The organism is Lactococcus nasutitermitis (genome assembly GCF_018403765.1).
Lineage (GTDB): Bacteria > Bacillota > Bacilli > Lactobacillales > Streptococcaceae > Lactococcus > Lactococcus nasutitermitis.
Genome location: NZ_BOVQ01000001.1, coordinates 39,540 through 66,511, shown reverse-complemented (window position 1 = coordinate 66,511; position 26,972 = coordinate 39,540). Strand labels below are relative to the sequence as shown.

The window sequence follows — 26,972 nt, the reverse complement described above, 5'->3', positions numbered from 1 at the left end:
ATCATGGAAGCAATCAATAACAATCCAGTACGCACACAGAATTTTGTCATCACAGGCATGACTTGCGCCAACTGTGCCCACCACATTTCCAGCGCCTTAAAAGCTACAAAAGGTGTCAAAGAAGCTACGGTCAACCTTGCCACAGAACGCGCGCGTGTGCTTGTAGATGACAATCTGACAGACGAAGATATCATCAAAGTTGTCCAGTCGGCAGGTTACGGCGCGATTGTCAACGATAAAAAGCACCAAGAAAAAATCCGTGCCGAGCAAAAACGTTTCACACAGAGAATGCGAATTGACTTTATCATTTCAGCGATTCTCACAGCGCCCGTTCTCCTAGCCATGTTCACAGAAATGCTGGGATTTCATGGACTCATGATTTTTCATAATGAATGGGTACAGCTCATTCTAGCAACACCTGTTCAATTCATCATCGGCTGGCGTTTTTTCGTAGGTGCCTACAAATCTCTGCGTGGAAAATCTGCCAATATGGATGTCCTTGTCGCTCTTGGCACGCTAACCGCCTATCTTTCCAGCATTATTTTGGGAATGATAATGGGAATTTCGAGTGCGATTGATTTTGAAGCTTCTATGTCCGTGATTACCCTCGTTCTTCTTGGGAAAGTTCTTGAACATCATGCCAAAGAAAAAACAGCAGATGCACTGACAAGTCTCATGAGTGCGCGTGCGACAAGTGCTCATACCTCAACAGGCGAACGACAAATTGAAGAAATTCGTACGGGAGAAATTATCCAAATTTATCCGGGAGAAAAAGTTCCTTTAGATGCAAAAATCCTCTCAGGCAGTGCATCATTTGATGAAAGCAATCTGACTGGCGAATCTATCCCAATAGTAAAAAGCGAAGGACAGACACTTTTTGAAGGAACAGTGAATCTTGACGGACAACTGACAGCCCAAGTTGTCCACGAACTATCTGACTCAACCATCTCAAAAATGGTGGAAATGATGAGCGAAGCTCAGTCTGCCAAGCCTGATATTCAAAAGTTAGCCGACCGTATCTCAGCGATTTTCGTCCCAGTCGTTATTGGAATTGCGCTTGTCACACTTGCTTTGACCCTCCTTTTGACAGGAAATTTGATTATTGCCATCACGCACGCTGTTGCCGTCGTTGTTGTTTCTTGTCCTTGTGCGCTGGGCTTAGCCACACCGACCGCTGTTATGTCAGGCACAGGTTTAGCCGCAAAAAATGGAATTATTGTTAAAAATGCCTTGGTTCTTGAACAAGGGCAAAAAATCCAAACGATTTTCTTTGATAAAACAGGAACTATCACGACAGGTGACTTCCTTCTCTCAAGTTTTACAGGATCTGACAATGAAATGCAAATTCTAGCCAGTCTTGAAGCAAAAAGTAAACATCCGTTGGCACAGTCACTTTCGCTTGAAAGACTCAGCGAAATTACTGACTTTTCAGAGACATTTACCAGCCTCCTAGAAGTTTCCGATTTTACAGAAATCGCAGGACGTGGCGTTTCAGGAACAATAAATGGTGAAAAATATTTTGCAGGAAATGCCAAACTGATGGCTGATATCCATGCAAAAGTGCCAGAAACCAGTGATACAGTCGTTTATCTGGCACAGGAAAACGAATTTATCGCCACAGCAACTTTTACCTCAGAAATCAAAGCAGGCACGAAAGCAGTCATCACAGAACTTCGTGCGCGTGGCATAAAAACAGTGATGTTGACAGGGGATAATCTTGCCTCCGCCAAGAAAAACCAAGCAGAAGTAGAGCTTGACGAAGTGCAAGCCAATCTCACACCCGAAGAAAAAGCAAAGATTGTCAGCCAAACGGAAAATAGCATGATGGTCGGAGATGGCATCAACGATACGATTGCAATGGCAGCAGCAACAGTCAGTGTTGCGATGGCTTCTGGTTCGGACATCGCTATGGAAGCTGGTGACGTGACAATTATTGGCAATTCCCTAGGGAAAATCCCTACTGTCCTAGATATTTCACACTTAACTATCCGAAAAATCCGCCAAAATTACTTTTGGGCATTTATTTACAATACTATCGGCATTCCGCTCGCAGCATTTGGCGTACTCAGTCCCATTTTTGCAGCTGCTGCAATGAGTTTATCCAGTGTTTCCGTCATCACAAGTTCGCTTCTTTTGGCTCGACGTAAACTAGAGATGAACATAAAAATATGATTTTTACATATTTTTTTGCTCGTTTCTTCACAAAATAATTGAAAAAAGAAAGAAAAGGTGCTATAATTTTCTTTGTGAAGGGAATAACATAAATGTTAATCTCCTAAGAACAGCTTGATATTTTATCAAGGCTGTTTTTTGTATTTTTAAAAAGACGAAAGTGTGATAAAATAAAAGAATGAAAAAAAGAAGTATTGGAATTATAGCTGCTGTGTTTATCGTGATTTTTGCATTTTCAGGCTATTTTTATTTTAAGAAACAAGAGGTTACTCTTGCAAAGAATTTATCAAGTAATCAGGTGCCTAAATGGACAGCTTCTACAAGTCCATTGATGAATCAGAAAGATTGGGAAAATAAAGTTTTACATCATCATATTAAAAAAGGAACAACAGTGAAGGATGCTGTTATTCCTGGTTTGCGTGGCGCTTGGTCTATCAATCCTAAAACAGGAAAAGCTGCTTATGCGAGTAAGTGGACACCACAAGGTATCACACAAACGGATAAATACACACTTATATCTGCTTATGATGGCAATCATCAACTGGACTCACTGATTTTTGTTTTGAATAAAAAGACGGAAAGATATGTGAAAAGTTTGATTATCCCCGCTGTTTCTCATCTGGGTGGTTTGGCTTATGACCCAGTTAGAAAAAATATCTGGCTATCAAATGATACAAATATTGCACGTTTATCGGTACTCAAAGAAAGAACGATTGATAATTATAATGCTAAAATTTCAAAGCAAGCCATCAAAATAGATGAAAATTTCAAACTTCCTTGGATAAAAGCAACGTCAACGATTGCGCTGTCGGATAATGCACTAGAAATTCCATATTTCTCTGCAAGTCAGACCTCCTCAGTTGTCACCATTCCGCTAGTAAATGGGAAAATCGAGCTCAATCGTTTACCTAAGAAAAAGATTAATACAAGTAGCACAGGAAAAATGCTGGCTGATTTTAAAAAATCAGGTGCTCTGAATTACATTTTTATCTCGCCAGCTTTTAAAAAAATGCAAGGTCTTGCTCTTTATCAGACAGCGGCTATCTTTACTTCCAGTTTTGGGAATAAAAACTCAACGGTAACTTTTGCCAATGTCAAAAAAACTGCAAATTTGGCGAATACGGCAACCTTTAATTATAAATTTAACAAACTTGGTAGTCTTTCTGTGCTGCCTTACTTGGAACAAGTCAGTATAAATCAAAAAGACAAAAGTTTAAGTATGCTTTTTGAGTCGGGTTCGATGAAATACCGCGGGAAAACACCTTATGTGATGGACCGTTTGTTAATTATGCCAGTTAATCTTAAAAATCTTTCAGCCGTTGCAGCACAGTAAAAACAGCCTGACATCATCATATGTCAGACTGTTTTCTTTTAAGTCGCCAATCATAAAGTACAAAAAGGAAAATTCCCAAGATAAAGCAGAAAATCCCAATTTTTAAGCCCTGTGGGAAGAAACGCAAGTTCAACTGATGCTTTCCTTTAGGAATATTGACTGTCATGAAGCCATTTTGAGCTTTATGAATTTTGACAGATTGTCCATCAAGTTTTGCTGACCAGCCTTTGTCATATGGAAGTGTTAAAAATACTTGTCCGGCTGATTTTGCGTCTATTGTAGAGTTCACACCATTTTTGACAGTTCTGTCAAAAACTTTATTTTCTTTCAATTTGTTTATGACAGACTGATAAGTTACGGTATCAAGCGCCCAGAAAGAAGTCGTATCAAAGGAAACTTGAGAATTATTTGGAAAACTCAAAGTCACTGAAAGCGACGTTGCTTTATCATAATAACCAAGATTGAACAAGCTTCCCGTATCTTCGGTAGCAACAGAGTAAGTCGCAATCGGTGCGATAACTCCTGCTTTACTTGTATTACTTATCGTGATCGTCGCATTCTGAAAATTCGTGCTGATATAGCTAATATTTGGCACTGAAAGATAAGCTTGACTATGTGCAGGCGCAGTAATGCCATAAGTCACAGAAACATCATTTGTCGTGTCCGTTGCTTTTTGGGTCAAGGTCACACTATTGCCTGTACCTGTGATTTTATCATCTGTTTTTTCACTTGTCGTGTAAAATTCTTTGAAAAATTGATTCTGTGTTTTAGCAAGCGCATTGACAAATTTAGTTTGATTTTCCAAACTACTATTGTTTCCTGTGGTAAATTTGACATTTTTATAGCCACCAGGAACGAAAATTCCGAGAGACAGGGCATTTTTATTTTTTGACAAGTCTGTCAAATTTCCTAGCGTGCTAAAATCATATTTGTCAGGCTGTGATTGATTGATATTATATTTGACAGCAAATATTGAATCCATCAAAAGACTATTTTGCGGATAGCGCAAATTCAAATAAGTACTATCTGTGTGAAAACCAAGCTGATTCATGACCGCACTTGTATTACTATTTCTTACTGATGAAAATTGAGCAATAGCATTATAACCATATTTCATCCCATCATTGGCAGTATCAGGCGATGTATTATCTGTCCGCGCAAGGTTAGAACTCGTCAAATTTTGCACCTTTGTAGCCAAAGGTTGGAGGAGTTTCGCCTGCTGATTATAATAAGTTCGACTCGCAAAATTCCAATTTCCCTGAATTCCCTGAATCTGATAAAAACCATTGACAGCCACTTCAGTACTCATAAAAATAAAGAGAATAATGGCAAACAAATTAGAAGAAATCCAGCCCCGCTTTTGACTCAGCATCAGGAGCAAATAAGCCAGTCCAAACAAGGCAGTTAAAGCAATATTAACAAATTTCACATAATGATAATTTCCCCAAATTACCGTAGCAGCAAATCCGAGAATTAAAAATCCAACCACCAGCAAAATATGCCAGATTTTGATTTCCTGCCAACGAGACAAAGTTTCAGCAGCCAAAAGCACAAGCAGCAAAGAAAATAAGAAAGCGTAACGATGTAAAAACATATTTGGCGAGTGCATTCCCTGCCAAAACAAATCCAAAGCTTGCAAATAAAATGAAGCAATCAGAAAAGCGATCAGTCCAAGAAATGCTAATTTTGTACGTAAACGCACTGTTTGCGTTGTAAAAAACAACAAAGCCAGCGCAAGTGGCATTAAACCGACATAAATCATGGGTACAGCATTAAACTGTGTCGTATCATAAGAGCCAACCAAATTCTTTGAAAAAATGTCAAAAACATGAGAATTATCTGTGAAAATGCCAGTAACAGCCGACCAAGCATCCGAATTATTTGCCCGCAAATCCAAATACATCGGCAAAAGCATGATTAAACTCGTCAGACCAGCCAACAAGGAAGTAACTACAAAATCAAGAAGTTTTCTCCAAGACCATTTCGCCAAAGTCGAGCGTACTAAAAAGTAAAGCACCAGAAAAATCGCAATCATAAAGCCAAAGTAATAATTCTGGATAAATAAAATCGTCAAACTGATAAAATAAAGCTTGCGCCGTCCAAAATCCTGTAAAGAATGCAAGCCCCAAACAATCAAAGGTAACCAGATAAAAACATCCAGCCACATAATGATTTCAATCTGGCTCATCAAAAAACTCATCAAAGAAAAACTGACAGATAAGGCTAAAACAGGTAAAACCGCCAATTTTTTATACATATTTTTTAAAGCCACAAAACTAGATAAACCAATACAAGCAAACTTCAACAAGGTAATTAAGTACATCGCATCAGGCATATTATGAACATTAAAGAAAAATGTGAGAGGCATGAGAAAACTTCCCATATAATAAGCCGCAAAAGCATATAAATTCAGGCCCAAACCACTTGTAAAAGTGTATAAAAATCCCTGTTGGCCACCAGAATGCAAGATATTCCGGAACAATGATAAAACCGCCACATATTGATGATAAGCATCGCCAGCAAGTAAAGAACGCCCGCTTCCCCAATAAATACCGTTTGTAGCAAGAACGACTAGAACAAGTAAAAGAGGCACAAAAAAGCTTGCCAATAAAGCCCATTTATAATTTTTAATAAATTTTAACACAGAAAAAGCCATCCTAACTTTCTAATCTATATTGAACTGAAAAATCAAGTTTCAACAAAATTTTACAACAGTTCCCTTAAATCAGCCGCAATTTGTTCCAAAGTCTCCAAACGATTGACCTGAGGAAGTTTGTAGCCAATAAAATAAGGAGATGTAATAAAACGTGGCACAACCTTACAAATATAACGTTCATTTACATGATAGAAAAATAAATTATAAGAATCACACCGACCATTCATATAGTCATTGAGCAAATAATGTGTGGTGCTATGAACAGCATCCGCCAGCTCATTTACCTTTTTTAAATCATCAATAATCACATTAAATTCAACAAAGCCCATCATTGGTTTTGTTGACAAAGTAACGTTGATACCATTTTTCTTAATTTCCACTCCCTCAAAATTCTCAGGCGAAATATGTGCGTAACCGTCAGTTTCTTCCAGACCAACCACTTGCAAATGTGGGTGACGCAACGTTCCACCAGAATGAGGACCAAAGTTTTTAAACATCAAGACAGAACGATAATCTCCGCTTGAAATCAATTCATCCCAACAATCAAAAGCAAAACGAAAGACATCACGATTTTCCGCGAGAGAATAAGTGGAAATATCTCCCAAATGTTCATCAGACTCAATAATAACCGTCATCAAAGATTTCTCAATCGTCGAAAATTTATTCTTTAACCAAATCTTATTCCCATCTGTCCTCAAAATACCAGACAAATTTTTTACATCACAAAAAGGACAATGTTGCACATTTTCGCCAGCATTAGCGTATTTCACTTTATTCACAGCAGTATTAAAAATCAAAGGATTATCAGTATGTTCAATCATACTATAAATTATACACAAAAAAGCAATCAAAAGCACCTTGAAATAATCAATAAATTTGATATAATAAGACGTTACCTATTATTGCTTCAGCCTTCAACTGAAAGTAGCAAAAATCAGCCTTCAACTGATATTTTGTGTAACCGAGCATTCGCCTATTTTTTTGACAGTTTTGTCAAAAATTTTTAGCGTCTTCTCAAATCAAAATAGAAAGAGATGGTGAACAAATAATGGATAATAGTAAAACAAGAGTAGTCGTTGGAATGTCAGGCGGTGTCGATAGCTCCGTCACAGCATTGCTCCTCAAAGAACAAGGTTATGACGTCATTGGCGTCTTCATGAAAAACTGGGATGACACGGATGAGTTTGGTGTTTGTACAGCAACCGAAGACTACAAAGATGTCGCAGCCGTCGCAGACCAGATTGGAATTCCTTATTATTCTGTCAACTTTGAAAAAGAATATTGGGATAGAGTTTTCGAGTATTTTCTCGCAGAATACCGCGCAGGACGCACGCCAAATCCAGATGTTATGTGCAATAAGGAAATCAAATTTAAAGCTTTCCTTGATTATGCTATGGAATTAGGCGCAGATTATGTTGCCACAGGACATTATGCACAAGTTACAACAGATGAAGATGGCACTGTTCATATGCTTCGTGGGGCAGATGGAAATAAAGACCAAACTTATTTCCTGAGCCAACTCTCACAAGCACAACTAAAGAAAACGATGTTTCCTTTAGGAAATATTGAAAAACCAGAAGTTCGTAAAATCGCCGAGCGCGCAGGACTTGCAACAGCTAAGAAAAAAGATTCCACAGGAATTTGCTTCATTGGCGAGCGCAATTTCAAAAAATTCCTTGGCGAGTATCTTCCAGCACAACCTGGAAAAATGATGACTCTTGATGGTATCGAGATGGGAACTCATGCAGGGCTAATGTATTATACTATTGGACAGCGCGGAGGTTTAGGAATTGGCGGACAACACGGACAAGCAACATCAGACCCTTGGTTTGTCGTTGGAAAAGACCTCACAACAAATACACTGTACGTTGGACAAGGTTTCCACAATGAGCATCTCTATTCAACAGAATTAACAGCCAGTCAACTCAGCTTCACACATGAAATGCCAGCAGAATTTGATATGCACTGCACAGCAAAATTCCGTTACCGCCAGACTGATACAGGTGTAACGATTCATGTGAAAAATGATAAAGTAACGGTTGAGTTTGATGAGCCAGTTCGTGCAATTACACCAGGACAAGCCGTCGTTTTCTACGATGAAGAAGAGTGTTTAGGTGGCGCATTGATTGACTTTGCTTACAAAAACAATCAAGTCATGCAATATCAATAATATAAAAAATGAATTTCCCTAGGAAGTTCATTTTTGTTTTGTTTCTCATAATTTTATTATTTTGTTATAATATTTTTATAATCAATAGACTACATTGTTGAAAGAGTAAAATTATGAAGAAACATCGAAACATGACATTCTATACATTTTTAGTCATTATAAGCCTCAGCTGCTTAGGAATTTTATTTTTTACACACTGGACAAAACCAACCACAGCTAGATTTTATGATTCATTTCATAAGTTAGAAAAATACAACCAAAAAGAAATACAAGATATTGAGCTTGCACAACTCATGAGAGGTGATTTTTCGAGCATTCAAGGAAAATGGCACAACGAAGAAAAGAAAGAAACAAAATATATCATTGATGGAAACCTTCTTTTAACGAATAACAAACGTTATTATCTAAGTATTGGAGGATTGCTCACGACAGGCGCACCATATATAAAGATAAATTCTGAATCTGAGCAAGATTTCATAAATACAGCTCCTCTTAGCGTTTATCCAGTAGGAAAAACTATTCCAATCATGCAAGCAGACGGAAGTATTGATAACACAGGAAAATATGACCCAAGTGATTTGAGCAAAGAACGGCTCCTACTTGCCCAATCAGTACTAACAAGTGAAAAAGTAAAAGAAGAAGTTTGTTATAGAGAATAATAAAAACATTTTGCAAAATGTAGCTTAAAAACAACAAAAAACACTTAAAAGTTCGGTATTTCCCATAAAAATAAGATCTAAAAAAGTTTTTTATGAAAAAACTAGAAAAAAGGCTTTTACTTCCTTGAAATTTGTGATATAATACTCATTAAGGCTGTGTATCAGCCAAATTGTTGGAGGAATTTTTTTTACAAATGAACGAATTTGAAACATTACTAAACAGTGTTGAAGACGTTAAAGTACGCGACGTCGTTAAAGGTGAAATCCTTTCTGTCGAAAACGGTCAAGCACAAGTTGCTATCGTTGGCACAGGTGTTGAAGGTGTCCTTACACTTCGCGAAATTACAAACGACCGTGACGCTGACATCAATACATTTGTTAAGGCTGGGGATGTGCTAGACTTGCTTGTTATCAAGCAAATCGTTGGTAAAGAAGCAGAAGGCGCAAATGTTTACCTTCTCTCATTGAAACGTCTTGAGGCTCGCAAAGCTTGGACTGCACTTGAAGGCAAAGAAGGCGAAATCGTAACAGTTAAAGTTACTAAAGACGTTAAAGGCGGACTTTCAGTAGATTATAACGGTGTACGTGGATTTATCCCTGCATCTATGATTGACACTTACTTTGTTAAAGATACTAAGAAATTTGTCGGTGAAGAAATCGAAGCTAAGATTATTGAAGTTAACGCTTCAGATAATCGCTTCATCCTTAGTCGTCGTGCAGTTGTTGAAGCAGAAGCTTTAGAAGCTCGTAAAGAAGCGTTTGCTCAACTTCAAGAAGGCGATATCGTTGAAGGAACAGTTTCACGCGTGACAAACTTTGGTGCATTTATCGACCTTGGTGGAATTGACGGTTTGGTTCACGTCTCAGAATTGAGCCACAACCACATCAAACGTCCATCAGACGTTGTTAAACCTGGCGACCAAGTACAAGTTAAAATCTTGAAACTTGATGAAGAAGCTGGACGTCTTTCACTTTCACTTAAAGCAACTCAAGCTGGTCCTTGGGAACAAGTTGAAGAAAAAGCACCAGTTGGCTCAACTGTTGAAGGAACTGTTAAACGTCTTACAGACTTTGGTGCCTTTGTTGAACTTTATCCAGGCGTTGAAGGACTTGTCCACGTTTCACAAATCTCTTGGGAACGCGTTGAGAATCCAAAGGACGTTCTTAAAGTTGGTCAAGTTGTGAACGTAAAAGTTCTCGATGTAAAACCAGAAGAAGAACGTATCAGCCTTTCTATCAAAGCACTTGAAGAAGCTCCAGAACGTCCAGCTCGTCGTAATAACGACAATGATGGCGAAAAACGTGACCGTAAACCACGTGCACCACGTAAAGCTGCTAAACCTTCATACGAATTACCAGAAACACAAGAAGGCTTCTCACTTGCAGACTTCCTTGGCGAAGACTTTGATATTAACGATTTATAAGAATAAAAAAATATCCTCAAGAAGACGCATAAGCGTCTTTTTTTGATAGATTATGAAACTACAAAATATCCTCTTGTGTTATAATAATTTATATGAATGCTACAATTAAAGCAAAATTAGAATTATTACCAGATAGTCCAGGCTGTTACCAGCACAAGGATAAAAATGGTACGATTATTTATGTAGGAAAAGCGAAAAATCTTAAAAATAGAGTTCGCTCTTATTTTCATGGTTCACATGATACAAAAACAGAACTTTTAGTCAGCGAAATTGCTGATTTTGAATTTATCGTCACGGCCAGCAATATTGAAGCTTTACTTCTTGAAATTAACATGATTCAAGAATACAAGCCCAAATATAATATCATGCTCAAAGATGATAAATCTTATCCTTTCATAAAAATTACAAATGAAAAGTATCCTCGTCTTCTCATCACACGTCAAGTAAAAAAAGATGGTGGACATTATTTTGGACCGTATCCAGATGTCGGCGCAGCCAATGAAATCAAACATTTACTTGACCGTATCTTCCCTTTACGAAAATGCAGTTTGCATGAAAAAAGAGTTTGTTTTTACTATCATATTCATCAATGTCTCTGTCCAGTTGTCAATCACGTGGATCCGCAAGTTTATGTTGATATGGTAAAAGAAATCACAAAATTTCTCACAGGAGATGGGCATGAAATCATTGATGAAATGACCGCGAAAATGCAAAAAGCAGCTGAAAAACTTGAATTTGAACAAGCAGCGGAATACCGTGATATTGTAAAGTCTATTGGTATTTTACGTACTAAACAACGTGTACGCAATCTTGATAATCAGGATAGAGATATATTTGGCTATGCTGTTGATAAAGGCTGGATGTGTGTGCAAGTTTTCTTCGTTCGTCAAGGAAAATTGATTAAACGTGATGTCAATATGTTTCCCTATTACAACGAAGCTGAAGAAGATTTTTTAACTTACGTTGGACAGTTTTATCAAGAAAAACAGCATTTACTTCCCAAAGAAATTTTTATTCCGAGTGATATTGACAAAGAGTCTGTTGAGTCAATTACCAAAGTCAAAGTTTTTCAGCCTTCACGAGGAGAAAAAAAACAGCTTGTCCTCATGGCAAATAAAAATGCTCAAGTGCAACTTCAGCAAAAATTTGACCTTGCCGAGAAATCTATTGAGAGAACACAAGGAGCCGTTGAAAATCTGGGACAAATCCTTGGTATTCCTAAACCAGTAAGGATAGAAAGTTTCGATAATTCCAATATTATGGGAACATCACCAGTTTCTGCAATGGTTGTTTTTATCAATGGAAAGCCCTCAAAAAAAGATTACCGTAAATACAAAATTAAAACCGTAGTCGGAGCAGATGATTATGCTTCTATGCGGGAAGTGATTACGCGTCGTTATAGTCGAGCAATGCGCGAGGGAACAGTTTTACCAGACTTGATTGCGATGGATGGAGGAGCAGGACAAGTTCATGCAGCAAAAGCAATTCTTGATGAACTTGGGCTTGATATTCCCATCGCTGGTATGCAAAAAAATGATAAACACCAAACAAGTGAATTACTTTTTGGAGAACCACTTGAAGTTGTGCCACTGAGTCGTTCGTCACAAGAATTTTTCCTCTTACAACGTATTCAAGATGAAGTACACCGTTTTGCGATTACTTTTCATAGGCAAGTTCGCGGAAAAAATACTTTTTCTTCAAAATTAGACGGTATCGCAGGCTTAGGACCAAAACGTAAACAAAAACTTTTGATGACTTTTAAAAATGTCAAAGCCATTGAAGAAGCAAGTATCCAAGAAGTTGCCGAAGCAGGTGTTCCGTATGATGTTGCTGAGCGAGTAAAAAATAAACTTGCACCAGAAGAAAAATAGGTTCAATGAACCTATTTTTGTTTTAGATTTGTTATAATGAAAAATATGGAGTTGACAGAAAATAAAATAAGCAGTTTTCAAAAAGATATACTAAACTGGTATGATAAGAATAAAAAAGCACTTCCTTGGCGCGAAACTAAAAATCCTTATATGATTTGGATATCAGAGATAATGTCTCAACAAACACAAGTAGAAACTGTAATGCCCTATTATTCACGTTTCATAGCAAAATATCCTAATTTGAAAGCTTTGGCAGAAGCAAATGATGAAGAACTGTTAAAATTATGGGAAGGTTTAGGCTATTATTCACGAGCTAGAAACTTAAAAATAGCAGCTGGACAAATAGTAAGCACATTTGATAGTATTTTTCCCAATCAATTATCAGATATTCTCTCACTAAAAGGAATTGGCCCATATACAGCAGCAGCAATTTCGTCAATTTCTTTTAATCTTGCTGAACCTGCGATTGATGGCAATCTATTGCGCGTGACAAGCCGTTTGTTTGAGTTAGACGATGATATTTCTAAAGCGAGTTCACGTAAAATTTTTGATGAAAAATTACGTTTACTAATTTCGCAACACAGACCAGGAGATTTCAATCAAGCATTGATGGATTTAGGTTCTATGATTTGCTCCCCTAAAGCTCCACTTTGTGAAGAATGTCCTATCCAAAAATATTGTGACGCATATCAGCATCAGACACAAGAAAATTTTCCTGTAAAAACAAAGAAATTAAAACAAAAACCTGTTTATTATCAAGCATTTGCCTTAGAACTCAATGGGAAATATCTAATGATACAACGACCAGAAACGGGATTACTTGCTAATATGTGGACTTTTCCTATGATAGAAGTAGAAGATAAAGAAAACAAAGTTCAGATTCCAGCGGAATTACGACAGCAAGTAGTTAAAACAGAAGTTGTTGGAGAAATCACACACGTTTTTTCACATCTAAAATGGTATGTAACAGTAATTAAATGCCAATTAGCGACAGATATTGTGCAAGAAGTAGCACCTCTGAGCAAGCAAGAATGGATTTCAAAAGAAGATTTTAAAACAACTGTTTTTCCCAAGCCACAACTAAAAATGTTTGACTTAATTAAAAAGGCATAATGTGCCTTTTTAATAATTTTCTTGCCAATTTTTCATAGCCTCTATAACTTTACGTAAAGCCAATCCTTTTTCTGTCAGTTGATATTCAATGCTCATTGGAGGATTTGCTTTTAAAATCACACGTTCAAGCAGTCCTTCTTGTTCAAATTCACGTAGGCGTTTTGAGAGAATACGTGAGTTGATAGTTGGAATATTGTGTAAAAGACTACCAAAATGATTATTATCGGCTAAAATTTCAGATAGGATTTCAATCACATATTTTCCTTTCAGTAAATCAAGAACAGGACGAGCTGGACAAATTTTTTGCATGGTTACTTTTATTTCCCTACTTTTTTAATTTTTTATTTTCTGCTAGTATAACATTATGGAAAGTAAATTACTAGAAAATCAACAAAAATCACGTGCTATTCGTGATTTTGACACAGAAAAAAAGATTTCTAATGAAAAATGGCAAGATTTATTAGAAATTGCACGTTTAGCACCATCATCAAATGGGCTAGAACCTTGGAAAATCATTCAAATAGATTCTGAGAAATTACGAGAAAAATTATCCACTTTTTCCCCCGGAATGACAAAACAACTTTTAACAGCAGATAAATTTATTTTTTTTACTGCATTGAAATTTGATGAGAACTACTTTAAACATTTACAAGAAGATGTGCATGGTTATGATGATATTTTATTTAAAAAATGGCAGAAAAATTTTAAACGACTTCATAATGAATTTCTGCAAATTGATGAAAGTGCTTGGCTGGAACGACAAGTGATGCTTTCTGTAGGACAGATGGTTTTTGCTGCGGGACAATTAGAAGTTGATAGCTGTATCATGGAAGGATTTAATACAAAAGAAATTACTTCTATTTTGGAAAAAGAAGGAGTTCTTAATTCAGAAAAAGAACGATTGACTGTTGCAGTAGCTTTTGGATATCGTAAAAATACTCCTAAGCGTCCTAAAACAAGAAAAAAGTTAAGTGAACTATTAAAAATTATTTGAAACTTCAGCTTGTAAAATTAAGAGAAATAGCAAATCTATGCTAAAAATGCTATAATGAAAAAGATTAAGAAAGAGGAGAAAGAGATGACAAACATTGATTTTACAGCTGAAGTAGAAAAAAGAAAAGACGATTTATTAGCAGATTTATTTACACTTTTAAAGATAAATTCTGAGCGTAATGATGATGAAGCAAACAAGGAAAATCCTTTTGGTTTTGGTCCACGTAAAGCTTTAGATAAATTTTTGGAATTAGCTGAACGTGATGGCTATGTAACTAAAAACGTTGATAACTATGCTGGTCATTTTGAATATGGAGATGGAGATGAAGTACTGGGAATTTTTGGACATTTAGATGTTGTTCCAGCCTTGGCACAAGAAGGTTGGAATACTAATCCTTATGAACCTGTGATTAAAGACGGTAACGTTTATGCGCGTGGTGCTTCAGATGATAAAGGTCCAACGATGGCTTGCTACTATGGCTTGAAAATTTTGAAAGAGTTAAATGTTCCTCTTTCTAAAAAAATTCGTTTTATCGTAGGAACAGATGAAGAATCTGGTTGGGGCGATATGGAATATTATTTTGCGCATGTTGGATTGCCTGAACCTGACTTTGGTTTTTCTCCTGATGCTGAATTCCCGATTATCAATGGCGAAAAAGGAAATATCACAGAATATCTGCATTTTGATGGAAAAAATGATGGCGATGTTGTTCTAAATAGTTTTAAGAGTGGTTTACGTGAAAATATGGTTCCGGAGGTTGCTACGGCGGTTATCTCTGGTAAAGGATTGAAACTTTCTCCATTGACAGAAGCTTTGGAAGATTTTGTTGCTTCTTATAAGTCTAAAGCTCTACATTTTGAAGTAACAGAAAATAATCATAAATTTACGATTGTCTTGCATGGTAAGGGAGCGCATGGAGCAATGCCTGAAAAAGGTGTAAATGCTGCAACTTATCTCGCTTTGTTTTTGACTCAGTTTAATTTTACAGCAGGTGCAAGTGCTTTTCTTTCAATCGGTGGAAATGTACTCCTTGAAGATCATGAAGGAGAAAAACTTGGGATTGCTTATGTAGATGAACTTATGGGAAATACATCAATGAATGCCGGTATTTGGAACTTTGAAGAAGGAAAAGATGCAACGATTGCGTTGAATTTCCGCTTCCCTCAAGGAAACACTGTAGAACGGATGCAAGAAATTTTGGGCAAACTTACAGGTGTGACTGAGGTCACTGTGTCAGAACATTTACATACACCTCACTATGTACCTGGCGAAGACCCTTTGGTACAAACTTTGCTTAGTGTGTATGAAAAATATACAGGTAAAAAAGGTTATGAAACTATTATTGGTGGTGGAACTTTTGGACGTTTGTTAAAACGCGGCGTTGCTTATGGTGCGATGTTTGAAGGAGAAACGGATACGATGCACCAAGCCAATGAGTTTAAACCACTTGATGCTCTCTTTAAATCAGCAGCGATTTATGCTGAAGCTATTTATGAATTGGCAAAATAATAATGATTTTTGGAAATGGTGTTGATAATGTTGAACTTACAAGAATTCAACAGGCTTTGGTAAGAAGACCAGCTTTTGCGAATCAAGTGTTGACAAAGAATGAAGAAGAAAAATTTCTCAATCTTTCTTCTGAACATCGTAAAGTTGAATTTCTTGCTGGACGTTGGGCGGCAAAAGAAGCTTTTGCTAAAGCTTATGGGACAGGTTTCGGGAAAAAGTTGTCAATGCACGATTTAGAAGTGGCAAATGATGAGTTAGGAAAACCTTATTTTGTAAAGTCTCCCTTTATTGGTGCTGCTCATTTGTCAATTTCTCATAGTAAACTAGAAGCTATTGCCTTTGTCGTTTTAGAAAAAAATTAAAAATGTTTGTTTTGCCCCTATTTTTATGTGAAAATAGGGGCAAAACATTAGAAAAATAGGAAGGATAGAGAAAATTTATTTTCTCTTGTACTAAATTATGAAATCTTCTCCACATAGACATACTCCAGCTATTATTGATTTGTCTGCTATAAAAAATAATGTTCAGAAATTTCGTGAGCATATTGGAGAAACTCCAGAGCTTTGGGGAGTAGTTAAGGCAAATGCTTATGGACATGGAGCTGTTCCAGTTGCTCAGAGCATTTATGAGCTTGTTGATGGTTTTTGTGTTTCAAATCTTGATGAAGCGATTGAATTGCGCAATCATTTAATAACGAAGCCTATTTTAATTTTATCTGGTATTGTTCCTGACAATGCAGATATTGCGCGAAGTTTGAACATTACATTGACTGCTCCTAGTTTGGAATGGTTGAAGTTGATTGTTGCTCAAGATAAAAAAGATGTACTTGTTGGATTAAAAATTCATATTGCTGTAGATTCTGGCATGGGACGGATTGGTGTGAGAGATGCGACGGAAGCCAATCAGATGATTGAATTGGCAGATAAGTATGGAATAGATGTTGATGGGATTTTTACACACTTTGCAACAGCTGATGAGCCTAATCAAAGGAAGTTTAATGAGCAAAAGCTCAATTTTGATAAAATTGTAAGTCAGCTTATACGCCGTCCGAAATATGTACATTCGACAAATTCTGCTGCGGGGCTTTGGCATAGAGAACAAGTTCAAGATTTAGAACGTTTGGGTGTAGCAATGTATGGCTTGAACCCTAGTGGGCAGACTTTAGACTTACCTTTTGATTTGGAAGCTGCTTTTACTTTAAAATCAGAGTTAACACACATTAAAGTAATTCATGCGGGCGATACAGTAGGCTACGGGGCAACTTTTGAAGCAACAGAGGATACTTATGTTGGAACAGTGTCTATTGGCTATGCAGATGGTTGGACGCGCGAGATGCAAGGCTTTCATGTACTTGTTGATGGAGAATTTTGTGAGATAATTGGTCGCGTGTCAATGGACCAGATTACAATAAAATTGCCTCACTCATATCCTTTAGGAACAACGGTCACGTTGATTGGGCGGGATGGAGAAAAAGAAATTACAGCCCAAGATATTGCTAAATGGCGCAATACAATAAATTATGAGGTACTGTGTTTATTGTCAGATAGGATATATCGGGAATATAAATAATAAAATGAAAAAGTCTGTAACTTGAACAGGCTTTTTCATTTGATTACAAATAGCTTAAAATTTGAAATTTCTTCAAGAAAAACCTTTACATTTTTTCTAATGATGTTATAATATAAACATGGAGTAAATGAGAAAAAGATTAGAAAAATTAAAAACAAGTGAGGAAATACCATGATTAAAATTTATACCGTGATATCTTGCAGCTCTTGTAAAAAAGCCAAAGATTGGCTGAGTGCACGTAACTTGGAGTTTGAAGAAGTGAATTTAATCTCTGATAATATTACTAGAGAAGATTTTCTTAAAATTCTCTCATTAACTGAAAATGGAACAGAAGAAATTATATCTCGTCGGAGCCGTGCTTATCAAAGACTGAATATTGATTTTGATAATATTTCTGTTAATGAATTGATTCAACTTATTCAAGAAAATCGAACACTCTTGCGTCGTCCATTAATTTTGGATGAGCGTCGTCTTCAGGTAGGGTATAATGAAGATGATATTAGAAAATTCTTACCAAGACAGATACGTGAAGTTGAAATGAAAAATGCGACAGAAAATGTAAGACGATATGATTTGGAACGTCAAAAATTAGGATAACAGTAGATGGTGATGGTTAAAATCACCATTTTTTATTATTCAAATAGAGAAGTGGGACGTGGATTGAATAGCTGAGATATGCTATAATGTTTTATATGACAATTATTGATGGAAAAATGCTTGCAGAAAAAATGCAAGCGGATTTAAAACTAAAAGTTGCAAGATTACAAAGTCAAGGAATTGTACCGGGTTTATTGGTCATTTTGGTGGGCGAAGATAATGCTAGCCAGATTTATGTGCGCAATAAAGCACGTGTGGCGGATAAAATTGGTATTCGGAGTGAAACGTTGCGTTTAGCAGAAAATGTTTCTGAGCAAGAATTACTAAACGTAATTGAAAAATACAATAAAGACGATAATTGGCATGGAATTTTGGTACAACTACCATTACCTAACCATATCAATGAAGGTCGTATTTTGCACGCGATTGACCCGAAAAAAGATGTGGATGGATTTCATAGTTATAATATGGGACGGCTTATGGCAGGAAATCCTGCAATGGTACCAAGTACTCCAGCCGGAATTGTGGAAATGTTGCGCGCTTATAATGTAGAGCTATCGGGAAAACGTGCGGTGGTTGTTGGCCGAAGTAATATTGTTGGAAAACCTATGGCAATGATGTTATTAGCTGAAAATGCGACGGTTACGATTGCGCACTCTAAGACTGAAAATTTGGCAACATTGACAAAAGAGGCAGATGTTTTGGTTGTGGCGATTGGTCGTGCCAATTTTGTGACGGCTGATTTTATTAAATCGGGTGCTGTGGTGATTGATGTTGGTATGAACCGAGATGAAAATGGTAAATTATGTGGCGATGTAAAATTTGATGAGGTGTCAGAAGTTGCAAGTCTGATTACTCCCGTGCCTGGTGGAGTTGGTCCGATGACGATTACGATGCTCATGGAACAGACAGTCGAGGCTTGTATGAAATCTATAAATAATATGACGGATGATAGAAGGAAATAAGCAATGATAGAATTTCTGGTGCTATTCTTGCTTCCAGGAGTGTTATTATTCTTTGCTTTTAAGAAAGACTTTGCAAGTTTAAAGTGGTATCAAAAAACAAGTTTATGGATTTGTTACGGGATGACAATCTTATTTTTATTGATGCCTGTTACTTTTTTTATGGTTGTTTTTGGTCATTTTTCAAAAGTTCCTAGTATAATCTCTCTTGCTACTGGCGGAGTTATGCTGATGTCACTCTATGGTGTTTATGCATTACCTGGACTTTTGCTACTTTTCAGCTTTGTGAGGAGTTTTAAAAAATTGACGACTTTTCAATGTGGTGCAATTATTGTCACATGGTTAGCAACAGGAGTCTATCTTTTGTTTATTGCTTTTATGGTATATATAGGGATTTATGGTAGTGGAGGAATGTAATGGCAGAATATTTAACTGTATCAACTTTGACAAAATATTTGAAAGCAAAATTTGACCGAGATCCTTATCTGGAGCGGGTTTATTTGCAGGGAGAAGTGTCAAATTTTCGACAGGGACAGTATTTTTATCAGTATTTTTCTTTGAAAGATGAGAAAGCGACGATTGGTGCGCAGATGCCAACACGAGATTTTCAGCAGCTCAATTTTACTTTTGAAAATACTTTGAAAGTGTTGTGTATTGGGCGAGTATCGCTGAATGATAAGCGTAATCAAGTAACGTTTACGGTTGAAAAAATTATTCCTGATGGTGTTGGTGAACTTGCTTTGCGATTGGAAGAACTGAAAAAACGTTTGACAGCGGAGGGATTATTTGCAGAAAATCATAAACAGGCGATTCCTCAGTTTTCAAAGCGGATTGCTGTGATTACGGCGAGTTCGGGTGCAGTAATTCATGATATTATCACAACGGTGGATAAACGTTTTCCACTAAGTGATGTGGTGCTTTTTGCTTCTAAGGTTTCTGGCCCTGGTTCTGTGGAGCAGTTGGTGGCAAGGATTGAGGAGGTTAATCGTCGAGAAGATATAGATTTGCTGATTATTGGTCGCGGGGGTGGTTCGATTGAGGATTTGTGGAGTTTCAATGAGGAAGCGGTGGTACGGGCGATTTATAATTCGCAGGTGCCGGTCATTTCATCGGTCGGTCATGAAACGGATACGACACTGGCGGATTTTGTGGCAGATGTGCGAGCAGCAACACCAACAGCAGCGGCAACTTTTGCAACACCGAATACTAAGGCAGATTTGCTGGCTTGGTTGGGTGAACAAGAAGTGCGACAGCAGCGAGCTTTATCGAATGTAATAGTAAATTTTCAAGAACGCGTGGATAAATTATCTCATTCTGTAATTTTCAGACAACCTGAGCGTCTTTATGATGGCTTTGTTCAGAAAGTGGATTATTTGACGGAGAGATTGTCAAGTTTGACAGAGCAAAAGTTGGGGCAAAATGAACATCGTTATGAGTTGGCGAGTGATAAACTATTGCCTGCTTTTGCTAAAATTGTTGAAAATCGTAGAAATCGTGTGGATAATCTCTATCAATCGCTTCTTTTGCTTGACATATCTAAGATAAAAGCGCGTGGGTTTGCGATTGTGACAAAGTCTGATGGCAAGATTGTCAAGAGTGTCAAAGATGTTGAGACCGGAGAACTTATAGCACTTGAACTTGGTGATGGCAAAGTGAGTGCTGAAATCAAATAATGAAAGGAAGCAATATTTTTCGTGGATATTGCGTGAGATTAAATGATGGTAAATAAAAAAGATGAAGCGAAGTTTGAAGATAATTTAGGAGAACTTGAGCTGATTGTCAAAAAGTTGGAAAATGGCGATGTGGCGTTGGAAGATGCGATTTCTGAGTTTCAACGAGGAATGCAACTTTCGGAAAAATTGAAAAAAACACTGACTGATGCTGAGAAAACTTTGGTGACAGTTGTTGGCGAAAATGGTGAAGAAAAAGTGATGAAAGAGGGCGAATAAGCTCTTTTTTATTTTTGACAGTTCTGTCAAAAAAATAATAGCGACTTTTTTGCTTTTGACAGTTCTGTCAAAAAATATAATGACTGAAAAAATTAAAAAATAGTGCTGGTAAAATTAGATTTTTATTTTTATGAGAATTGATAATAAATTTTCTCATTTTAGTTTAATTTTCTAAGCATTTCTCTACCTTTTGAATGTGAGATGAGCTATAATAAAACTAGGAAGTGAGGAGATACTATGGAATTAAAATTTGACGAAACTGTCAAAAATAAATTGACAGATTTAACAGAAAACAAGCCAGCAGATTTTGTGTTGGACTATGACTATAGTTTGTCTGATGATGTAGCCGCGGATGCTTGTGCGATTGTTGACCGCTTGCGTCTGGTTGCGCTTGATAAAGGAAAAGTACCTGAGCTCTTTGATGGACAAATTTCAACAGCGCTTGGCACCGTTTATTGCAAAGAATGGGGCAAACGTTTCTTGGACGAAGATATGTCTATGCGACGCACTTCAACAGGTTTGATAGAGATTATGGGCGCTGGCGGACAACTTTCGCCAAACGCTGAAATCGTTGATTATCGGACGAAATAAATGAGGGAGCTAGTTTTGCTGGCTCTTTTTTTGACAGAATCGTCAAAAAAATAAAATGTTAAAATAGAATGATGAAAACAATGAAAATAGTAGTAGCGATTGACTCATACAAAGGTTCAGCAAGTTCAAGCGAATTGAACGAAGCAGTAAAAACAGGAATTTTGTCAGTTGCCCCTGATTGTGAAGTCAAAACATTTGCAATCGCTGACGGTGGCGAGGGAACGATTGCAGCATTAGAAAATGGACTTGATGGGAAACGGATAGCTGTCGCAACGGTCGATTTACTAGAATGTCCGATAACGGCGGAATACTTGATGTTACCAGAAAATATTGCAGTGATTGAAGCAACAAGTGTTGTCGGTATTGATAAAATCATACCAAACGCACAAACTATTCAAGAAGCAACAACACGCGGACTTGCCGAACTTTTCCTAGACGCACAAAAACGTGGGGCGCGTGAAATTGTCCTAAGTCTTGGAGGAACAGGAACATCTGACGGTGGTTTAGGAATTTTAAAAGGCTTGGGTGGTTCTGTTGAAAAATTGCCATTGCTCAAAAATATCAATCTCACAGCTCTTGCCGATGTTACGAACGTTTATGCAGGCGAAAATGGCTACGCCAAAGTCTTTGGCAAGCAAAAAGGCGGAACAGATGAAATCTTAGCGCAGCAAGATAAAGAAGCACAAAAAATAGCACAATTTGTCAAGGAAAAATATAAAATTGACCTGCAAAATATCCCCGGAACTGGTGCAGCTGGAGGATTAGGTGCAGCGATTGTACTTCTCGGAGGCAAGATTGAACCAGGATTTTCTAAAATTGCGCAACTCTTAAATATCGAAGATGAAATAAAAAAAGCAAATCTCGTCATTACGGGTGAAGGACATATGGATTTTCAAACGGCAAATGGGAAAGTGCCGTTTGGCATGGCAGAACTAGCCACGAAATACAATGTACCAACGATTGCTTTTTGTGGCGGACTAGGTGAAGAACTAGGAAAAATGAACGACGTGCTTCTAGCAAGTTTTTCAATCCAGCAGAGCGTTCTTTCGCTTAAAGAAGCTATGGAAAAACAAAGAACACTGAACAATATCGAAAAATTAGCAAAAAACGTCATAAAAACTTGGCAACATTAAGCCAAGTTTTTTCAATCCGACAACAAACAAAATATCAAACACATTTAAAATTTTCTACTTCAGTTATGCTAAAACCTCTTAGATTTTGAACTTTTATTTACCAATATCAGCGCGATGACTACGAGTAAACCACCAATGACTAAGCCAATCGTGAATTTATCGTGTAAGCCGATAATTGAGAAAATCGTGGAAAAGAGTGGCACAAGAAAGAGAAAAGAGCTTGCCACCGTGGCAGGACGTTGTCGTAAACTTGAAAACCATAATCCAAACGAGCCAACAGAAGCGGGTAAAATTAACCACACAAACCACAACCAGCCCCAACCGCTCAAATGTGCAGGATTGTAACTTTCGTGCATGGGTGCTGACAAAATAAGCATTAAAATGCCACCTATCAGTAACTGCCAACCTGTAAATATCCACGAACCTTTATCAAAAGGTACGCGTTTTGTAACAACAGAGTTCACTGACCAACAAAATGAACCAAATAATGCGAACAATGCTCCTATCCCTAAGACACTTTTATCCAAACCAAGACATATTATTACACCCGCAATGCCTAAAACTAAAGATAGAACTTTCCAAGTATTTAGGCGGTCATTGAGCAGAAAATGCGCGAGTAAAGCTAACCACAAGGGATTAGTAAATAAAATAATGGACGACATCGACGAGGACACGCCTGCTGCCATCGCAAGATTAAGCAAGCCCATAGTTCCTGTTGTTTGGAGTAAGCCAATCACAGCAACTAATAACAGTCCCTTTTTGAAACTTCCATTGCTTGTTGGGACGATAGAGTTCCAACCACCACGGATAAGTGTCCATAGCACCATAATCAATCCTGCAATAACGAAGCGGTAACCACCTAGCAAAAAAGGGGGGACGTGTTCAATTGAAATCAAATATTTTCCTGTCGGAAAAGAAGACCCCATGAAAATGGTTGTTAAAATAATACTTGTGAAAAAAACACGATTTGACGTTTGTTCTTGTTGCATAATAACCTCTCATGCCTTTACAAATGGCTGATTTTATAGTAAAATATAATGGAGCTAATGGATTTAACGGAGATGTTTTTTATCTCCATTAAATTATACACCCACGAAAGGAACTTGTCAAGATGAAATTATCGCTTGGTTGGGAACAATCTATTTACGTATTACTTATATTATCTCGCTTGCCTGATGATAAAACCCTTAATTCACTTGCACTAAGTGAGCGCCTAGAGGTTTCACAATCTTATTTGAAAAAAATTATCAAGCAACTGGTAAACGAGGGCCTTATCAAATCTACCGCTGGGAAATTTGGTGGGTTTTCACTTGCTAAATCTCTGGAGGAAATTACTTTCTATGATGTGTTTCTTGCTATTGAAGGACGAGGTAAAATTTTTTCTAGTCAGCAATTACTCAAAAAATTTCTAGGAAAAAAAGAAGGGGCGAAAGCGAAAAAATGTGCCATTACTAACGCTCTTGACACTATTGAAGTAACACTTGTAAAAACACTATCTAACATCTCTCTTGCACAAGTCGCCAAAGAAACTCAAGGAAATTATACCCTTGTTGATTTGGATAAGTGGATTGGAGAGCATGATAAATGAGTCGTACCGATAATAAATAAAAAGTAGAATATACGAACAAAAAAGCACACGAAAGCTTATTTTTCCACCATTCCTGAAAAAGTAAGCTTTTTTTGATATAATAGAAGATGAATATTCTATATTATCATCAAATGAAAGCACTCTAAAAAATGACTTTGCATTTGATTGAAAGTGAGAAACATGGAAGACAAAAATGTTGTAACAGTCAATCTATCTGAGGAGATGAAGACAAGTTTCAGGGATTATGCGATGTCAGTTATTGTGGCACGTGCGTTACCTGATGTGCGTGATGGTTTAAAACCTGTTCATCGCCGTATTCTGTACGGTATGAATGAACTTGGAACGACACCAGATAAGCCTCATAAAAAATCTGCCCGTATTACTGGGGATGTTATGGGTAAATATCACCCACATGGCGATAGTTCAATTTATGAAGCGATGGTTCGTATGGCTCAATGGTGGTCTTATCGTCATATGCTCGTTGATGGTCACGGAAACTTTGGCTCAATGGATGGCGATGGCGCAGCTGCACAGCGTTATACCGAAGCTCGTATGAGTAAAATTGCTCTTGAGATGCTTCGTGATATCAATAAAAACACCGTTGATTTTATTGATAACTATGATGGTACAGAGCGTGAACCAGAAGTTTTACCTGCACGTTTTCCCAACCTTTTAGTCAATGGAACAACAGGGATTGCCGTTGGTATGGCAACTAATATTCCACCACATAATCTTGGAGAAACGATTGATGCGGTTGATATGCTTATGGAAAATCCAGATGCTACAACGCAAGATTTGATGAAAGTAATACCAGGTCCAGATTTCCCAACCGGTGGTATGGTTATGGGTAAATCAGGTATTCGTCGAGCTTATGAAACAGGACGTGGATCGATTACAGTACGTGCAAAAACACATATTGAAGAACTATCTGGAGGCAAAGAACGAATTATCGTGACAGAGTTGCCTTATATGGTTAATAAAGCAAAATTAGTAGAGCACATTGTTCGACTTAATCATGAAAAACGTATCGAAGGTTTGACAGCCGTTCGTGATGAATCAAATCGCGAAGGAATTCGTGTCGTAATCGAAGTTCGTCGTGATATGTCAGCACACGTCATCCTGAATAATTTATTTAAATTAACGAGCTTACAAACGTCATTTGGCTTCAATATGTTAGCGATTGAAAAGGGAATTCCAAAAATTCTTTCCCTTAAACAAATTCTAGTTGATTATATTGAACATCAGATTGAAGTCGTTGAACGTCGGACAGCATTTGACAAAGACCGTGCCGAAGCAAGAGCGCATATTTTAGAAGGTTTACGTATTGCTTTAGACAATATTGACCGAATTATTACGATTATTCGTGAATCTGACACAGATAATATTGCACAACAAACAATGATGGCAGAGTTCCAGTTATCTGAGAAACAATCACAAGCCATTCTTGATATGCGTCTGCGTCGTTTGACAGGTTTGGAACGTGATAAGATTGAAGCAGAATATCAAGATTTAGTTACTTTGATTGCTGATTTAACCGATATTCTTGCGAAACCAGAGCGCGTGAAACGTATCATTCGAGATGAGATGGAAGAAATCAAGCGGAAATATGCAGATAAACGTCGTACAGAACTTCTTGTTGGTGAAGTACTGACACTCGAAGATGAAGACTTGATTGAAGAAGAAGATGTCTTAGTCACTCTCTCAAATAAGGGTTATATCAAACGTCTTTCAAACGATGAATTCCGTGCGCAAAAACGTGGTGGACGTGGTGTTCAAGGAATGGGAATGAGCGATGATGATTTCGTGCAGCATCTGGTTTCAACCAGTACACACGACCATTTGTTATTCTTTACCAATCTTGGCCGTGTTTATCGCATGAAAGGTTATGAAATTCCAGAATATGGACGGACAGCGAAGGGATTGCCAATCGTTAATCTCCTAAAACTTGATGATGGAGAAAAAATTCAAACTCTCATCAATGTTGCTAAGTCTGATGAAGAACGCTTCTTATTCTTTACCACACGAAATGGTCTTGTTAAACGAACAAATACAGGACAATTTTCAAATATCCGTACCAACGGACTGAAAGCTCTCAATCTACGTGACGGCGATGAGCTTATCAATGTCCTTTTGACAGATGGAAATGACGAAATCATCATTGGAACACATAATGGTTACTCTGTTCGATTTGCAGAAAATCTTGTTCGTGATATGGGACGTTCCGCTACAGGTGTTAAAGGGGTCAATCTACGTGAGGAAGACTTCGTTGTCGGTACAAGTACAATCAATAATGATCAAGAAGTTCTTGTGATTTCAGAAAATGGTCTTGGTAAGCGCACTACGGCAAGTGATTATCCAACTAAAGGACGTGGTGGTAAAGGAATTAAAGTCATGAATATTACTGCGCGGACTGGAAAGCTTGCTGGCTTAACAGCAATTAATGGTGAAGAAGACATTATGGTTATCACAGATACTGGTGTGATGATTCGTACTAATGTTCAAAATATTTCACAAACTGGTCGTGCAGCACAAGGTGTCAAGATTATGAAACTTGATGATGAAGCACATATCATGACCTTTGCTCTTGTTGAAGCAGAAACACAAGATGATACAGAAGTAGTAGATGAAACAACTGATGCTCAAGTTGAAGCTAATTCAACTCCAACAGAGGATGAATAATCA

The 26,972-nt window shown here is 37.3% G+C and carries 24 protein-coding genes; 20 read left to right on the top strand and 4 right to left on the bottom strand.

Translation table 11 applies throughout. The features are described from left to right. Nucleotides 1-3 precede the first annotated feature (3 nt). Entirely contained in the window at nt 4-2,172 is a 2,169-nt protein-coding gene (locus KJS36_RS00280) for a heavy metal translocating P-type ATPase (RefSeq protein WP_213533114.1), read from the top strand. Between the two features lie 178 nt (nt 2,173-2,350). After that, complete coding sequence (locus KJS36_RS00275; protein ID WP_213533112.1) at nt 2,351-3,505, top strand: hypothetical protein; 1,155 nt, start codon at nt 2,351-2,353, stop codon at nt 3,503-3,505. A gap of 16 nt (nt 3,506-3,521) precedes the next feature. On the opposite strand, the gene KJS36_RS00270 is transcribed toward KJS36_RS00275, so the two are convergent. After that, nucleotides 3,522-6,149, bottom strand: a complete 2,628-nt coding sequence (locus KJS36_RS00270; RefSeq protein WP_244842493.1) for a YfhO family protein — start codon at nt 6,147-6,149, stop codon at nt 3,522-3,524. Between the two features lie 62 nt (nt 6,150-6,211). Continuing rightward, on the bottom strand, nt 6,212-6,982 hold the full coding sequence (locus KJS36_RS00265; protein ID WP_213533108.1) for a DUF4931 domain-containing protein: 771 nt from the start codon (nt 6,980-6,982) through the stop codon (nt 6,212-6,214). A gap of 227 nt (nt 6,983-7,209) precedes the next feature. Here KJS36_RS00265 and mnmA point away from each other — a divergent pair, with 227 nt between their 5' ends. The 5 genes from mnmA to mutY all read left to right on the top strand — a co-directional run bounded on the left by mnmA (nt 7,210) and on the right by mutY (nt 13,398). Then, nucleotides 7,210-8,331, top strand: coding sequence for a tRNA 2-thiouridine(34) synthase MnmA (mnmA, locus tag KJS36_RS00260; RefSeq protein ID WP_213533106.1), 1,122 nt, complete (start codon nt 7,210-7,212; stop codon nt 8,329-8,331). Between the two features lie 113 nt (nt 8,332-8,444). Then, nucleotides 8,445-8,990, top strand: coding sequence for a hypothetical protein (locus KJS36_RS00255; RefSeq protein ID WP_213533104.1), 546 nt, complete (start codon nt 8,445-8,447; stop codon nt 8,988-8,990). 194 nt (nt 8,991-9,184) lie between these two features. Next, nucleotides 9,185-10,414, top strand: a complete 1,230-nt coding sequence (gene rpsA / locus KJS36_RS00250) for a 30S ribosomal protein S1 (RefSeq protein ID WP_213533102.1) — start codon at nt 9,185-9,187, stop codon at nt 10,412-10,414. Nucleotides 10,415-10,506: 92 nt separating this feature from the next. Continuing rightward, nucleotides 10,507-12,285 (top strand): excinuclease ABC subunit UvrC, encoded by a 1,779-nt coding sequence (gene uvrC, locus KJS36_RS00245; RefSeq protein ID WP_213533100.1) that lies wholly within the window; start codon nt 10,507-10,509, stop codon nt 12,283-12,285. Between the two features lie 45 nt (nt 12,286-12,330). Beyond that, nucleotides 12,331-13,398 (top strand): A/G-specific adenine glycosylase, encoded by a 1,068-nt coding sequence (mutY, locus tag KJS36_RS00240; RefSeq protein ID WP_213533217.1) that lies wholly within the window; start codon nt 12,331-12,333, stop codon nt 13,396-13,398. A gap of 9 nt (nt 13,399-13,407) precedes the next feature. Here the strand turns inward: mutY and KJS36_RS00235 are convergent, their stop codons facing one another. Beyond that, entirely contained in the window at nt 13,408-13,707 is a 300-nt protein-coding gene (locus tag KJS36_RS00235; RefSeq protein ID WP_213533098.1) for a winged helix-turn-helix transcriptional regulator, read from the bottom strand. A 55-nt stretch (nt 13,708-13,762) separates the two neighbouring features. Between KJS36_RS00235 and KJS36_RS00230 the strand changes: the two genes are divergently transcribed. From KJS36_RS00230 to KJS36_RS00180, 11 genes are all read left to right on the top strand, one after another. Continuing rightward, on the top strand, nt 13,763-14,392 hold the full coding sequence (locus KJS36_RS00230; protein ID WP_213533096.1) for an NAD(P)H-dependent oxidoreductase: 630 nt from the start codon (nt 13,763-13,765) through the stop codon (nt 14,390-14,392). A gap of 84 nt (nt 14,393-14,476) precedes the next feature. Beyond that, nucleotides 14,477-15,901, top strand: coding sequence for a dipeptidase PepV (gene pepV / locus KJS36_RS00225; RefSeq protein WP_213533094.1), 1,425 nt, complete (start codon nt 14,477-14,479; stop codon nt 15,899-15,901). 2 nt (nt 15,902-15,903) lie between these two features. Next, nucleotides 15,904-16,263: a holo-ACP synthase gene (gene acpS / locus KJS36_RS00220; protein ID WP_213533092.1), complete on the top strand. Its 360-nt coding sequence runs from the start codon at nt 15,904-15,906 to the stop codon at nt 16,261-16,263. A 97-nt stretch (nt 16,264-16,360) separates the two neighbouring features. After that, entirely contained in the window at nt 16,361-17,470 is a 1,110-nt protein-coding gene (alr, locus tag KJS36_RS00215; protein WP_213533090.1) for an alanine racemase, read from the top strand. 171 nt (nt 17,471-17,641) lie between these two features. Beyond that, nucleotides 17,642-18,067 (top strand): transcriptional regulator Spx, encoded by a 426-nt coding sequence (spx, locus tag KJS36_RS00210; protein WP_213533087.1) that lies wholly within the window; start codon nt 17,642-17,644, stop codon nt 18,065-18,067. 95 nt (nt 18,068-18,162) lie between these two features. Continuing rightward, nucleotides 18,163-19,032, top strand: coding sequence for a bifunctional methylenetetrahydrofolate dehydrogenase/methenyltetrahydrofolate cyclohydrolase (locus tag KJS36_RS00205; RefSeq protein ID WP_213533085.1), 870 nt, complete (start codon nt 18,163-18,165; stop codon nt 19,030-19,032). Between the two features lie 3 nt (nt 19,033-19,035). Further along, complete coding sequence (locus KJS36_RS00200) at nt 19,036-19,446, top strand: hypothetical protein (RefSeq protein WP_213533083.1); 411 nt, start codon at nt 19,036-19,038, stop codon at nt 19,444-19,446. After that, entirely contained in the window at nt 19,446-20,702 is a 1,257-nt protein-coding gene (xseA, locus tag KJS36_RS00195) for an exodeoxyribonuclease VII large subunit (protein WP_213533081.1), read from the top strand. The genes KJS36_RS00200 and xseA overlap by 1 nt, the downstream gene beginning before the upstream one ends. A 45-nt stretch (nt 20,703-20,747) precedes the next feature. Continuing rightward, nucleotides 20,748-20,978 carry an exodeoxyribonuclease VII small subunit gene (locus tag KJS36_RS00190; protein WP_213533215.1) on the top strand — a complete coding sequence of 77 codons (231 nt, stop codon included), beginning with the start codon at nt 20,748-20,750 and terminating at the stop codon, nt 20,976-20,978. 237 nt (nt 20,979-21,215) lie between these two features. Further along, nucleotides 21,216-21,569: an iron-sulfur cluster biosynthesis family protein gene (locus KJS36_RS00185; protein WP_213533079.1), complete on the top strand. Its 354-nt coding sequence runs from the start codon at nt 21,216-21,218 to the stop codon at nt 21,567-21,569. An 80-nt stretch (nt 21,570-21,649) separates the two neighbouring features. Next, a complete protein-coding gene (locus KJS36_RS00180) occupies nt 21,650-22,702 on the top strand; it encodes a glycerate kinase family protein (protein ID WP_213533077.1) in 1,053 nt (350 codons plus the stop codon). Between the two features lie 68 nt (nt 22,703-22,770). Here KJS36_RS00180 and KJS36_RS00175 read toward each other — a convergent pair whose 3' ends face one another. Next, entirely contained in the window at nt 22,771-23,691 is a 921-nt protein-coding gene (locus KJS36_RS00175; RefSeq protein ID WP_213533075.1) for a DMT family transporter, read from the bottom strand. Between the two features lie 122 nt (nt 23,692-23,813). On the opposite strand from KJS36_RS00175, the gene KJS36_RS00170 reads away from it, so the two are divergent. Further along, a complete protein-coding gene (locus tag KJS36_RS00170; protein WP_213533073.1) occupies nt 23,814-24,290 on the top strand; it encodes an Rrf2 family transcriptional regulator in 477 nt (158 codons plus the stop codon). A gap of 180 nt (nt 24,291-24,470) precedes the next feature. Then, on the top strand, nt 24,471-26,969 hold the full coding sequence (gyrA, locus tag KJS36_RS00165; protein ID WP_213533071.1) for a DNA gyrase subunit A: 2,499 nt from the start codon (nt 24,471-24,473) through the stop codon (nt 26,967-26,969). The last annotated feature ends 3 nt before the right edge of the window (nt 26,970-26,972 follow it).